Here is a 12,096-nt window from a genome sequence, read left to right as displayed (position 1 = left end):
CATCCGTGCTATGGTTCGGCCCCACACCCGTTGCTCGCCGGACATCTCCATGGAAGCCTGGTCCGAATATTCCCGTTTCCTGATCGCCCTGTTCGCTATCCTGACACCCTTTGCCGCCATCCCCATCTTCCTGGGCATGACGGAGGGGCGCGGTGCGAAGGAACGCAATGCCATCGCCTTTTCCGCCGTCCTGACGGTGGCTACCGTGCTGGTCAGTTCCGTCTTCCTGGGCGATGCGATCCTGACCGTGCTGGGCACCAGTCTGGCCAGTTTCCGGGTTGGTGGCGGCATCGTGCTGCTGCTGATCGCCTTGTCCCTGCTGAATGCCACCGTGTCGGGCATGAAGCAGACCCCGCAGGAAGCGGACGAGGCCGGAACGCGGCAGGCCATCGGTGTGGTGCCGCTGGGGCTGCCGCTGCTGGCCGGTCCCGGTTCCATCTCCGCCGTCATCATCGAGGCGCAGCGGGGTGTCGGCTGGGAACATTTCGCCGTGCTGGTCGGGTGCATCCTGATCGTCTGCGCCTTCCTGCTGCTGACCTTGCGCCTGGCCGTTCCCATCGGCAACAAGCTGGGCCAGACGGGTCTGAACATCATGAACCGGCTCACCGGCCTGCTGCTGGCCGCCGTCGCGGTGGAGATCATCGCGGCGGGTTTGCGGGCGCTGTTCCCCGGCTGGATGACCTGATCCGGCCCCGGTCACGCGATGTGACCGATGCCGTTTATTTTGCGCCGCAACATCTTGCCAGACCGCCCCGCTTTGCTACGCTGTTGCCTGTCAAACAGCGGGGGCGGGCCATGGCATACAGCGCGACCGTGGGGCGGACGACATATCGGTTCGACGATCTGAAAACCCTGCTGGCGCGGGCGACGCCGGCACGGTCGGGCGACCTGCTGGCCGGGGTGGCGGCATCCAGTGACGCGGAACGGGTGGCGGCCCGCATCGCCCTTGCCGATGTACCGCTGACGACGTTCCTGTCCGAACCGCTGGTTCCTTACGAGACGGATGAGGTGACGCGGCTGATCATGGACGGCCATGACGGCACCGCCTTCGGCCCCGTCGCGTCCTTCACGGTGGGACAGTTGCGCGACTGGCTGCTGTCGGATGCCGCCACATCGGACGCCCTGTCGTCCCTGTCCCCCGGCCTGACACCGGAAATGGTGGCGGCCACGTCGAAACTGATGCGCAATCAGGATCTGATCACCGTGGGGCGCAAGGCCCGGGTCGTGACGGCCTTCCGCACCACCATCGGCCTGCCGGGCCGGCTGTCCGTGCGGCTGCAGCCCAACCACCCGACCGACGATCCAAAGGCCATCGCCGCCAGCATCCTGGACGGGCTGATGTATGGCTGTGGCGATGCCACCATCGGCATCAACCCCGCCACCGATTCGGTGGGACGGTGCCTGGAGCTTCTGTCCATGATCGATGATCTGCGCCGGCGTTTCGATATGCCGGTGCAGTCCTGTGTCCTGGCCCATGTCACCACCCTGATCCAGGTGATGGAACGCGCCGGCCCCGTCGATCTGGTATTCCAGTCCATCGCGGGGTCAGAGGCGGCGAACCGGTCCTTCGGCATCGACCTGTCGATCCTGAAGGAAGCGCAGGAGGCGGCCACCAGCCTGAAACGCGGGACCGTCGGGCAGAATGTCATGTATTTCGAAACCGGCCAGGGCAGTGCGCTGTCGGCAGACGCGCATCACGGCCTGGACCAGCAGACGATGGAGGTGCGGGCCTATGCGGTGGCGCGGGCCTTCGATCCGCTGCTGGTCAATACCGTGGTGGGGTTCATCGGTCCCGAATATCTCTATGACGGCAAGCAGATCATCCGGGCCGGCCTTGAGGATCATTGCTGCGGCAAGCTGCTGGGCCTGCCGATGGGGGTGGATGTCTGTTACACCAACCATGCCGAGGCCGACCAGGATGACATGGACACTCTGCTGACCCTGCTGGGCGTGGCGGGCTGTTCCTACATCATGGGGGTGCCGGGGGCGGATGATGTGATGCTGTCCTATCAAAGCACCAGCTTCCACGACGCCAATTATGTGCGCAGCGCGCTGGGGCTGCGTCCGGCACCGGAGTTCGAGGCTTGGCTGAAACAGATGGGCGTGATGGATGGCGATGCCCGCATCCGCCCCGCCCTTTCCGCCGGCAGCGGCGCGCGCAAGTTGATTGATGGGGTGGCGGCATGAAGGATACGTTCGATCCCTGGGCCGGCCTGCGCCGCTTCACCCAGGCCCGGATCGCCCTGGGCCGCACGGGCGATGCCCTGCCCGTGGCACGGTTGCTGGAATTCCAGGCGGCACACGCCCTGGCCCGCGATGCCGTTCATCAGCCTTTCGATGCCGAGGGGCTGGCCGACACCCTGTCGGACCATCCTACCCTGCTGGTGCGCAGCCGGGCGCCGGATCGCGCCAGCTACCTGCAGCGCCCCGACCTGGGAAGGCGCCTGCATGATGATGATCTGGCCCTGTTGTCGGGCATGCGCTGTCAGGGGCAGGGGCCGAAAAAATCCTATGACGCCGTCATCGTGCTGGCTGATGGCTTGTCCTCCCGCGCCATGCATGACCATGGTAAGACGCTGGTGGATGAACTGCTGCCGCGTCTGGCCGGGTGGGATGTCGCCCCGCTGATCCTGGCACGGCAGGCGCGGGTGGCGCTAGGCGATGACGTGGCGGCGGCGCTGAACGCCGCCATGGTGGTGATGCTGATCGGGGAACGGCCCGGCCTGACCGCCGCGGACAGTATCGGGGCCTACCTGACCTTCAGCCCCCAGCCGGGCGTCACCCGCGATGCCGAGCGCAACTGCGTCTCCAACATCCGTCCCGACGGATACTCCCCTGCCCTGGCGGCCGACCTGATCGCCTGGCTGATGGCGGAGGCGCGGCGGCTGAAACTGACGGGGATCGGCCTGAAACAGGATCGGCCACCCGCCTTGCCGGGGGCATAGAAGGCGTCAGACCGAGAAGCTCTCTCCACAGCCGCAGCGGGCTTTCTCGTTGGGGTTCTTGAAGGTGAAACCGGACTGGAACTTGTCCTCGGCATAGTCCATTTCGCTGCCGATCAGGAACATGGTGGCGGCGGGATCGATCAGGATGGTCACCCCCTTATCCTCCACCACTTCCTCAAACTTCTTCTTTTCCTCGGCATATTCCACGAAATAGGACATGCCGGAACAGCCGCGCGTCTTCACGCCCACGCGCAGGCCGATGATGGGCTTGTCCGACCGGGACATCAGTTCCTTCACGCGCTCAGCGGCCGCGTCGGTCAGGGTCAGGGCCTTGGGCAATGCACGGGCCATCATTTCCTCCTCAACCCTTAAAACATGTTGAGCGCGATGCGGGCATCGTCGCTCATGCGGCTGGGGTCCCAGGCGGGTTCCCAGATCAGTTCGACATGCACGCTGTTCACGCCATCGACGGCGGCCACCACCTGCTGCACCTGTCCCGGCATCTCACCGGCCACCGGGCAGGCCGGCGCCGTCAGGGTCATGTCGATCTCGACATCGCCATCAGCATCGACGTCACAGCGATAGATCAGCCCCAGCTCATAGATATTCACCGGGATTTCCGGGTCATAAACGGTGCGCAGCGCCTCCACCACCCGGTCATGCAGGGGGGCGTCGGCGGGCAGCTTCTCATCCGCCGGAATGTCCACGGGGCTGCCCATGGATACGTCGGGGGCGATGGGGCGGTGGCTGTGGCTCATGATCGGTGTCCGCTCAGAAGGACGCGTTTTCAGTGGAAGTCGTTGCCTCGCCATGCAGCGCGGCGTTCATCGTGTGCCAGGCGAGCGTGGCGCATTTCACCCGCATGGGGAATTCGCGCACACCCGACAGGACGGCCAGCTTGTCCGTGGCATCCTCGTCCAGGGTGCCATGGTCGCCCTGTTCATCCTCGTCCTTGGTGCACATGTCGTGGAAATAGCCGAACAGGGCCTCGGCTTCCTTCATCGACTTGCCACGCAGGATCTCGGTCATCAGGCTGGCGCTGGCCTGACTGATGGCACAGCCGCGACCATCGAAATGCAGGTCCTGAATGGTGCCGTCCGCGCCCACGGTCAGGTAGATGGCGATCTTGTCCCCGCACATGGGGTTGTCACCCCGGGCCGTGCGGTTGAAGGCGGCGGGCTTGCCGAAATTCCGCGGGTGTTTCCCGTGGTCCAGGATGACTTCCTGGTAAAGGTCGCGCAGATCATCAAACATATGGATATCCGCCCTTATCCGAAAAAGGCTTTGCAGGCCTGGACTGCGTCGACCAGCGCATCCACCTCGGCCTCGGTATTATAGAGGCCGAAGCTGGCCCGCGCCGTCGCCCCCACCCCGAACCGGTCCATCAGCGGCTCGGCGCAATGCCGTCCCACCCGCACCGCCACCCCGCCGCGGTCCAGCAAGGTGCCGATATCGTGGGGATGGATGCCGTCCATGGTGAAGCTGATGATGGCGGCCTTGTCCGGGGCGGTGCCGATGATGCGCAGCCCCTCGATCTCCGACAGCCGGTGCGTGGCATAGGCCAGCAGCCGCTGTTCATGCGCCTGGATGGCGCTCATGCCCAGCGCCGACACATAATCGATGGCGGCCCCCAGCCCGATCCCTTCCACGATGGCGGGCGTCCCGGCCTCAAACCGGTACGGCGCCTCGCGATAGGTGGTGTTCTCGAAGCTGACGGTGCTGATCATGTCGCCGCCGCCCTGCCAGGGGGGCATCTTGTCCAGCAGCTCCTTGCGGCCATACAGCACACCGATGCCGGTGGGGCCATACAGCTTGTGCCCGGTGAACACATAGAAATCGGCGTCGATGGCCTGCACATCCACCGGCTGATGCACGGCGGCCTGGCTGCCGTCGAAGGCGACCAGGATGCCCTTGGCATGGGCCAGCCGGGCGATGCGGGCGGCCGGGTTGACGGTACCCAGGACGTTGCTGGCATGGGTGATGGAAACCAGCTTCACCTCGGGCGTCAGCATCGCCTCATAGGCCGCCATGTCCAGGCTGCCATCATCCAGCACGGGCACGACCTTGATATTGATGCCGATCCGGTCACGCAGAAGCTGCCAGGGCACGATATTGGCGTGATGTTCCATCCAGGAGATGACGACCGCGTCACCCGCCTTCAGGAACCGCCCGCCCCAGCTATTGGCCAGCAGGTTGAACGCCTCCGTCGCGTTGCGGGTGAAGACGATGTTCTCCCGGCTGGGCGCGTTCAGGAACCTGGCCACCTTGTCGCGGGTCGCCTCATACAGGTCGGTCGACCGCTGCGACAGGAAATGCACGCCGCGATGCACGTTGGCGTAGTCATTTTCCAGCAGGTGGCTCATGGCGTCGATCACGGCGCGCGGCTTCTGCGCGGAGGCACCATTATCCAGATAGACCAGCGGCTTGCCGGCACGCCCCTTCTTTTCATGCACCAGACGGGTCAGGATCGGGAAATCCTGACGCACGCGCATGACGTCATAGGGGGCATTGCCCAGGGTCGGGTTCAACAGATCAGACATCATTCATCCCCAATGGCATCCCCGATGGCCCGCCGCAACCAATCGCGGCCCTGGCCCAGAAGGTAATTGTCCACCCGCATGCGGCGGGCATAACCAAGGTGCCGGAAAAAGCCCGGTGACTGGTAATCCATGGGCATAACCGTGGCCCAGCGGCACCCCGCCTCGGCCCCCAGCCGCTCCAGTTCCCCCAGCACCTGCCGTCCCAGGCCCTTGCCGCGCCAGAGCGGCACCACGGCCAGATCGACCAGCGTCAGATAGGCGCCATCCAGCACGGCCAGACCGGCCGCCACCCGTATGCCGCCGCCATCCACCGCTTCCACCGTCAGTTCGGTATAGGGGTCGGGGATGGTCAGGTACCAATGCGCATCCAGGCCGTTCTCCACGGCGGCAATGTCAGCCGCGTCGGGCGCTTCGGCCCGGTGCAGGAACAAGCCGGCGGGCAGCGGCAGGGCCGGGGCGATGGACAGCGGCGCCTTGCTGAAATAATGCCGGTCATGGCCCCAGGTGAAATCGGCAAACACGCCCTGGCTTTCAAAGCCATAGCGCGGATAGAAATCCGGCCCCTGGAACCCCATGGTCGACAGGTACAGCCGGTTGGCCCCCGCCGCGATGGCCGCATTCTCCGCCGCGACCAGCAGAGCCGCCCCCAGCCCCTTGCCGCGCCAGGGCGCGTCCACCCACAGAACATGGATATAGGCGTCAGGACCATAGAGCCAGACAACGGCCCCGGCCTGGATCACCCCACCCATGTCGCGGATGAACAGGCCCAGCGGCTTGCGGTCCATTCCCAACGCCGCGCGTTCCGCCACCATGGCCCGTTCATGCAGCCAGGCCATGACATCCCCATCCGCCGGGTGGCGGCGGTAGAATGTCAGGGTCGAGCGGCGGGACAGGCTGTCAGGCATCGGATCAGCGGGCCCCCATCCAGGCCTCGGCACGGGCGCGGAAATAGGCCCGCACCGTCTCGTCGATGATCTCGTCCAACGCCTCATCCAGGAAGGCGCCGATCAGCAGCACGCGGGCCGCATCACGCGGGATGCCACGGGCGCGCAGATAGAACATCTGGTCCTCGTCCAGTTCACCCGCCGTGGCGCCATGGCTGCACTTCACATCGTCGGCGTAGATTTCCAATTCCGGCTTGGAATTGATCTCCGCCTGATCGGACAGCAGCAGGGCGCGGTTCAACTGATAACCATCGGTCTTCTGCGCATCGGGGCGCACGATGATCTTGCCCTGGAACACGGCGCGGGCCGACCCGTCGATCACACCCTTCACCACCTCACGGCTGGTGCAATGCGGCTTGGCATGGTCGATCAGGGTGGTGATGTCGCTGACCTGATTGCCGCTGATGGCATAGGCGCCGGAGACCCGCGCCGCGATGCCGGTACCGTCCAGCACCTGCCGCGCCTCATGCCGGGACAGACGCGCGCCCAGGTTCAGGACAAACGTGTCATAGACGGCGTCCCGGGCCAGATGGGTGGAAATGTTGGCCAGATGCCAGGCGTCAAGACCCTCGGCCTGCAGCTTGTAATGATGCAGGCGGGCGGCGACGCCGACCGTGACATCGGCCACGATATTGCTGACATAGGTGCCGGCATTGGCGCCGGCATGGTGTTCCACCACCGTCGCCTCGGCCCCGTCGGCAATGTCGATGGTAATGCGCGGGTTCCACAGGGCGGCCTTGTCACCGGTGGTCGCAGCAATGAAGACCAGTTCCACGGGACTGGCCAGCTTCACACCGGCCGCCACGCGCAGGGCGGCGCCCTGGGACGACAGGGCGCTGTTCAGCGCACGGAACGGACCTTCGCCCGCCACGGGGGTGGCATCACCGGTCGATGCAGCCAGCACCACGCCCTCGGGCAACGCGCCCACGCGCGACAGGTCGGCGCGGTACTGTCCGGCGACAAACACCAGACGCGGGCCGGGCGCATCCAGCGCGGTCGGGATGGCATCCACCGTCACCGTCGCCGCGTCGGGCGCCGGACCCAGGGTCAGCTTGTCCAGCCCGCGCAGATTGGTGAATTTCCACGCCTCCACCCTTGTGCTGGGCAGGCCGGCCTTGGCAAAGCGCTCCAGCCCCTCACCACGCGGACCGGCCAGCGCGGGGGCCAGGGCCACCACCTGTTCCACGAAATTCTTGGCCGTCTGGTTCTGTTCGTCGCGCATCATCTAAAGCTTCATGTCGTAGAAGTTCATGTTCAGGCCCGGCACGTCATATTCGGCATAACCGAAGCGCTGGAACCCATGCAGCGGATAGAATTGGGGCGCCTGGCAATCCATCGTCTCCACCGCCGCCCGCGTGCAGCCCAGCTTGCGCCCCTCATCCAAGGCGGCGGCCAGCATGGCAAAGCCGGTACCGGTGCCGCGCAGACTGTCATCCAGCCAGACCATGTCGACCATGAAGTCGCTGTCCACGGCATAGCAGAGGGCGCCCCCGCGCGGAGTGTTGGTGATCACGTCCCGGACATAGGCGGCCACCAGTTTCACGGGCGCACCCAACACCGCCTGCCGGCGGGCATCGGTGATGCGCCAGATCTCCTTGGCCAGATGCTTGGCCGGCGGTTCATGGATCGCCAGCGCATAGCCGCCCGGCACCACAGCCTCGCCCTTACCGATCCGCTTTTCCAGGACGGTGAAGACACCGCCCCGGATATGCGGGCCGATCACCTGCCGCACGGCGTAGCCAGCGGCCAGATAGGGGGCCGTATCGTCATGGGCGCGCACCACCATGATCAACCGGTCGGCATCGCGCCGGGCCAACTCAGCCTCCGTGCGCGCCAGCACGGCCGCGATGGCCGCGCCGGGGTCGATGCCGGGAACCGTCCAGATGCCCCAGAAACAATAGGCGTCACGCCCCCACTGGGTCAGGGACAGGCCCGCCTGCGGCGCCCCCGTCTCCGGATCGCCCGCCACCACCACGAACCGCCCCTGGACCGGAGGCAAGGCGGCAGCGTTGTAGGCCATCAACCCGCCCAGCACGATATCCGCGTCCGGTCCCGTGACCGGCACGTCATATTCGATGCTGATGCGCACACCGGGGGCAACCATGGCTCAGGCCGCCTCGGTCACGCCAAACTGGGCATAGCCGTTGGCTTCCAGTTCCAGCGCCAGTTCCTTGCCGCCCGATTTCACGATGCGGCCATTGGCCAGCACATGCACCACGTCGGGCACGATGTAATCCAGCAGGCGCTGATAATGGGTGATGACCAGCATGCCGCGTTCGGGCCCGCGCAGCTTGTTCACGCCCTCGGCCACGATCTTCAGCGCGTCGATATCCAGGCCGCTGTCGGTCTCGTCCAGGATCGCCAGTTTCGGCTGAAGCACGGCCATCTGCAGCGCCTCGTTACGCTTCTTCTCGCCCCCGGAGAAGCCGACATTGACGGCGCGCTTGATCATGTCGTCCGTCATGGACAGATCCTTGGCCTTGGCCCGGATCAGCTTCAGGAACTGCATGGCGTCCAGCGGCGTCTCCCCCCGCGTCTTGCGGACCGCGTTCAGCGCTTCCTTCAGGAAGGTGGTGTTGCTGACGCCCGGGATTTCGACCGGGTACTGGAAGGCCAGGAACAGACCGGCGGCGGCGCGCTCCTCGATCTCCATGGACAGCAGGTCCTGGCCGTCGAAAGTGACGCTTCCCTCGGTGATCTCATAGCCTTCACGGCCCGCCAGCACATAGGACAGGGTGCTCTTGCCCGCCCCATTGGGGCCCATGATGGCATGCACCTCGCCGGCATTGATGGTCAGATCGATCCCCTTCAGGATCGCCTTGCCATCGACCGTGGCGTGCAGGTTCTTGATTTCGATCAGGGACATTTGCTGCTCCGTACTGCCGGACCTAATCCGGTTCCTGTCTTTGCTCTACGACCCCGCCCCCCCACCGTCATCCCCGCGAAAGCGGGGACCCAGCGAGAGCGGCGATAGCCGCGACATAACTTGTATCGCTGCCGATGGTGCCTCACGGTTCCTGCTTGCGCGGGAATGGCCGTAAAGCGATCTACAGCAACGTCGAACTCAAATCGTTCCAATCCGGGTTGGACGATTCGATCAGCTCCAGCTTCCAGGCCCGGTTCCACTTCTTCAGGCGTTTTTCGCGATGGATCGCATCGTCGATCCGCTCGAACGCTTCATAGTAGACCAGAGTCTTGATGCCATACCGCTTTGCGAACCCTTCAACCAAACCTTCCCGGTGTTCCCACACCCGCCTGCCGATGTCGCTGGTCACGCCAATATAGAGCGTCCCGTTGCGTGCACTGGCCAGGATATAGACATAGCCGGGCATCTGTTCCTTTACCTCCGCCCTTCCCTCCTATCCCCTTGATGTGCTGGGACCCGATGAGAGTGGCGATAGCCGTGAGATGACTCATATCGGCGCTAACCGCGCCTCATGCTGGGTCCCCGCTTTCGCGGGGATGACGGGGAGGGACGGCATGGCAGTTGAGAGTATCACCCCACGCTTCCCTCCAGACTGATCGCCACCAGCTTCTGTGCTTCCACGGCGAATTCCATGGGCAGTTCTTTCAGCACTTCCTTGCAGAAGCCGTTCACGATCAGGCCGACCGCGTCTTCTTCCTTCAGGCCGCGCTGGCGGCAATAGAACAACTGGTCCTCGGAAATCTTGGCCGTCGTCGCCTCATGCTCCACCCGCGCGGTGCGGTTGCGGCTTTCGATATAGGGCACGGTGTGCGCCCCGCACTTGTCGCCGATCAGCAGGCTGTCGCACTGGGTGAAGTTGCGGGCGTTTTCGGCCTTGGGCAGGATGCGGACCAGACCGCGATAGGTGTTCTGCGCGCGGCCGGCGGAGATACCCTTGGAGATGATGGTCGACCGGGTGTTTTTCCCGATATGGATCATCTTGGTGCCGGTATCGGCCTGCTGCATGTTGTTGGTGATGGCAACCGAATAGAACTCGCCCACCGAATTGTCGCCCTGCAGGATGCAGCTTGGATATTTCCAGGTGATGGCCGACCCGGTTTCCACCTGGGTCCAGCTTACCTTGGAATTGCGGCCACGGCAGGCGGCGCGCTTGGTCACGAAATTATAGATGCCGCCCTTGCCATTCTCGTCGCCCGGATACCAGTTCTGGACCGTGCTGTACTTGATGGTGGCGTCATCCAGCGCCACCAGTTCGACCACGGCGGCATGCAACTGGTTCTCGTCACGCTGCGGGGCGGTGCAGCCCTCCAGATAGCTGACGTAGGACCCTTCGTCGGCAATGATCAGGGTGCGCTCGAACTGGCCCGTATTCTTCGCATTGATGCGGAAATAGGTGGACAGTTCCATGGGGCAGCGCACGCCCTTGGGGATGTAGACGAAGGACCCGTCGGTGAAGACGGCACAGTTCAGGGTCGCGAAGTAATTGTCGGAATAGGGCACGACGGTGCCCAGATACTGGCGCACCAGATCGGGGTGGGTCTTCACCGCCTCGCTGATGGAACAGAAGACGATGCCCTTTTCCTCCAGCTTCTTCTTGAAGGTGGTGGCGACCGAGACGCTGTCGAACACGGCATCGACCGCGATGGACGGGCTGTCGCCCGCTCCCTCGACACCGGCCAGGATGGCCTGTTCCTTCAGGGGAATGCCCAGCTTCTCATAGGTCTTCAGCAGCTCGGGATCGACCTCGTCCAGAGACTTTGGCCCGGCCGTCGTCTTGGGCGCTGAGTAGTAATAGCTGTCCTGATAGTCGATGGGCGGATAATGCAGCTTGGCCCAGTCCGGCTCTTCCATGGTCAGCCAGTGGCGATAGGCCTTCAGCCGCCATTCCAAGAGCCATTCCGGCTCCCCCTTCTTGGCGGAGATGAAGCGGACGATGTCTTCGGACAGGCCCTTGGGCGCGGTTTCCGACTCGATATCGGTGAAGAAGCCGTACTTGTACTTCCCCTCCGCCAGGCTCTTGACCTGTTCGATCGTCTGTTCAGTGGCGGCCATATCCGTCGCTCCCCTTCAAACCCCTCTCCCCGAACCCGTTCAACCGGCCAGCGCGGCGCGGGGCGCCGGCTCACGCTCGAAATCGAACAAAGCGGGGGTGGCCATGTCGGCCAACGTCACATCCTCCAGCGCGCGGCGCACGGCGCTGTTCACCTTTTCCCAATGGTTCTTGCGGGAGCAAAGGCTTTGCACCCCGCAGCCGCCGGAACCGCCATCGACGCAGTCGGTGAGCGCAATCGGCCCCTCGATCGCTTCGATGATATGCACCACATTGATCCGGTCCGGCGTGCGCGACAGGCTGTAGCCGCCCGCCGCCCCCCGGTGCGATTGCAGAAGGTCGCCCCGCGTCAGCAGCTTCAACAGCTTCTGCACCGTTGGCATGGGCAGGCCCGTGCGGTCGGCCAGGGAATTGGCCGTGTGCAGCGCGCTGTCGGCATGCGCCAGGGTGGTCAGGACCACCACGGCGTAATCCGTCATCTTGCTGAGCCGCAGCATGGGCGTTGCGAACCTTTCTCAATACAGGACCAATTTGGTACCGATTAAGTGATCCGCGGCGGGGCGATAGTCAAGCACCCGAACATTGGGCCAAGCCAAGGGCTGGCATGCAGTAGCGAAAAGCGGGGATTCTGCCAAGCCCCATCGAGCCATGCGGTGAGCGGGATTTTACCGCCCCGCACCATACGCCATTG

14 protein-coding genes are annotated in these 12,096 nt (G+C 64.5%); 3 read left to right on the top strand and 11 right to left on the bottom strand.

Translation table 11 applies throughout. The features are described from left to right. The first annotated feature begins 49 nt into the window (after nucleotides 1-49). The 3 genes from KBA48_RS14170 to eutC all read left to right on the top strand — a co-directional run bounded on the left by KBA48_RS14170 (nucleotide 50) and on the right by eutC (nucleotide 2,945). On the top strand, nucleotides 50-685 hold the full coding sequence (locus tag KBA48_RS14170; RefSeq protein WP_292907404.1) for a MarC family protein: 636 nt from the start codon (nucleotides 50-52) through the stop codon (nucleotides 683-685). Nucleotides 686-795: 110 nt separating this feature from the next. Continuing rightward, complete coding sequence (locus KBA48_RS14165; RefSeq protein ID WP_292907402.1) at nucleotides 796-2,187, top strand: ethanolamine ammonia-lyase subunit EutB; 1,392 nt, start codon at nucleotides 796-798, stop codon at nucleotides 2,185-2,187. Next, a complete protein-coding gene (gene eutC, locus KBA48_RS14160; protein ID WP_292907400.1) occupies nucleotides 2,184-2,945 on the top strand; it encodes an ethanolamine ammonia-lyase subunit EutC in 762 nt (253 codons plus the stop codon). Before KBA48_RS14165 ends, eutC begins: the two co-directional genes overlap by 4 nt. A gap of 6 nt (nucleotides 2,946-2,951) precedes the next feature. On the opposite strand, the gene KBA48_RS14155 is transcribed toward eutC, so the two are convergent. The 11 genes from KBA48_RS14155 to KBA48_RS14105 form a co-directional block, all read right to left on the bottom strand. Next, complete coding sequence (locus KBA48_RS14155; RefSeq protein ID WP_102112382.1) at nucleotides 2,952-3,296, bottom strand: iron-sulfur cluster assembly accessory protein; 345 nt, start codon at nucleotides 3,294-3,296, stop codon at nucleotides 2,952-2,954. A 17-nt stretch (nucleotides 3,297-3,313) separates the two neighbouring features. Continuing rightward, nucleotides 3,314-3,664, bottom strand: coding sequence for an SUF system Fe-S cluster assembly protein (locus tag KBA48_RS14150; RefSeq protein WP_292907434.1), 351 nt, complete (start codon nucleotides 3,662-3,664; stop codon nucleotides 3,314-3,316). Nucleotides 3,665-3,716: 52 nt separating this feature from the next. Beyond that, a complete protein-coding gene (sufU, locus tag KBA48_RS14145) occupies nucleotides 3,717-4,199 on the bottom strand; it encodes a Fe-S cluster assembly sulfur transfer protein SufU (protein WP_292907398.1) in 483 nt (160 codons plus the stop codon). Nucleotides 4,200-4,213: 14 nt separating this feature from the next. Beyond that, nucleotides 4,214-5,485, bottom strand: a complete 1,272-nt coding sequence (locus tag KBA48_RS14140) for an aminotransferase class V-fold PLP-dependent enzyme (protein ID WP_292907396.1) — start codon at nucleotides 5,483-5,485, stop codon at nucleotides 4,214-4,216. Beyond that, on the bottom strand, nucleotides 5,485-6,390 hold the full coding sequence (locus KBA48_RS14135; RefSeq protein ID WP_292907394.1) for a GNAT family N-acetyltransferase: 906 nt from the start codon (nucleotides 6,388-6,390) through the stop codon (nucleotides 5,485-5,487). Before KBA48_RS14135 ends, KBA48_RS14140 begins: the two co-directional genes overlap by 1 nt. Nucleotides 6,391-6,394: 4 nt before the next feature. Then, the gene (gene sufD / locus KBA48_RS14130; protein WP_292907392.1) at nucleotides 6,395-7,654 is read right to left on the bottom strand and encodes a Fe-S cluster assembly protein SufD; all 1,260 of its coding nucleotides are present in this window, start codon (nucleotides 7,652-7,654) and stop codon (nucleotides 6,395-6,397) included. Next, entirely contained in the window at nucleotides 7,655-8,533 is an 879-nt protein-coding gene (locus KBA48_RS14125; protein ID WP_292907390.1) for a GNAT family N-acetyltransferase, read from the bottom strand. A gap of 3 nt (nucleotides 8,534-8,536) precedes the next feature. Then, the gene (gene sufC, locus KBA48_RS14120) at nucleotides 8,537-9,289 is read right to left on the bottom strand and encodes a Fe-S cluster assembly ATPase SufC (protein WP_292907432.1); all 753 of its coding nucleotides are present in this window, start codon (nucleotides 9,287-9,289) and stop codon (nucleotides 8,537-8,539) included. Between the two features lie 187 nt (nucleotides 9,290-9,476). Beyond that, complete coding sequence (locus KBA48_RS14115; protein WP_292907388.1) at nucleotides 9,477-9,761, bottom strand: GIY-YIG nuclease family protein; 285 nt, start codon at nucleotides 9,759-9,761, stop codon at nucleotides 9,477-9,479. A gap of 164 nt (nucleotides 9,762-9,925) precedes the next feature. Further along, nucleotides 9,926-11,407 (bottom strand): Fe-S cluster assembly protein SufB, encoded by a 1,482-nt coding sequence (gene sufB, locus KBA48_RS14110; protein WP_292907386.1) that lies wholly within the window; start codon nucleotides 11,405-11,407, stop codon nucleotides 9,926-9,928. Nucleotides 11,408-11,446: 39 nt separating this feature from the next. Beyond that, entirely contained in the window at nucleotides 11,447-11,902 is a 456-nt protein-coding gene (locus tag KBA48_RS14105) for an SUF system Fe-S cluster assembly regulator (protein WP_292907384.1), read from the bottom strand. Nucleotides 11,903-12,096: the final 194 nt, after the last annotated feature.

Source organism: Niveispirillum sp., assembly GCF_017996735.1.
Lineage (GTDB): Bacteria > Pseudomonadota > Alphaproteobacteria > Azospirillales > Azospirillaceae > Niveispirillum.
The sequence above is the reverse complement of the archived record's forward strand: the minus strand, read 5'-3'. Positions and strand labels throughout refer to the sequence as shown.

Bases quoted from the DNA above. Each gene is read 5' to 3' on its own strand.
- KBA48_RS14155 (WP_102112382.1), bottom strand. From the start codon at position 3,296: ATGGCCCGTGCATTGCCCAAGGCCCTGACCCTGACCGACGCGGCCGCT.
- KBA48_RS14150 (WP_292907434.1), bottom strand. From the start codon at position 3,664: ATGGGCAGCCCCGTGGACATTCCGGCGGATGAGAAGCTGCCCGCCGAC.
- KBA48_RS14140 (WP_292907396.1), bottom strand. From the start codon at position 5,485: ATGTCTGATCTGTTGAACCCGACCCTGGGCAATGCCCCCTATGACGTC.
- sufB (WP_292907386.1), bottom strand. From the start codon at position 11,407: ATGGCCGCCACTGAACAGACGATCGAACAGGTCAAGAGCCTGGCGGAG.
- eutC (WP_292907400.1), top strand. From the start codon at position 2,184: ATGAAGGATACGTTCGATCCCTGGGCCGGCCTGCGCCGCTTCACCCAG.
- sufU (WP_292907398.1), bottom strand. From the start codon at position 4,199: ATGTTTGATGATCTGCGCGACCTTTACCAGGAAGTCATCCTGGACCAC.
- sufD (WP_292907392.1), bottom strand. From the start codon at position 7,654: ATGATGCGCGACGAACAGAACCAGACGGCCAAGAATTTCGTGGAACAG.
- KBA48_RS14165 (WP_292907402.1), top strand. From the start codon at position 796: ATGGCATACAGCGCGACCGTGGGGCGGACGACATATCGGTTCGACGAT.
- KBA48_RS14125 (WP_292907390.1), bottom strand. From the start codon at position 8,533: ATGGTTGCCCCCGGTGTGCGCATCAGCATCGAATATGACGTGCCGGTC.
- KBA48_RS14105 (WP_292907384.1), bottom strand. From the start codon at position 11,902: ATGCTGCGGCTCAGCAAGATGACGGATTACGCCGTGGTGGTCCTGACC.
- KBA48_RS14135 (WP_292907394.1), bottom strand. From the start codon at position 6,390: ATGCCTGACAGCCTGTCCCGCCGCTCGACCCTGACATTCTACCGCCGC.
- KBA48_RS14115 (WP_292907388.1), bottom strand. From the start codon at position 9,761: ATGCCCGGCTATGTCTATATCCTGGCCAGTGCACGCAACGGGACGCTC.
- KBA48_RS14170 (WP_292907404.1), top strand. From the start codon at position 50: ATGGAAGCCTGGTCCGAATATTCCCGTTTCCTGATCGCCCTGTTCGCT.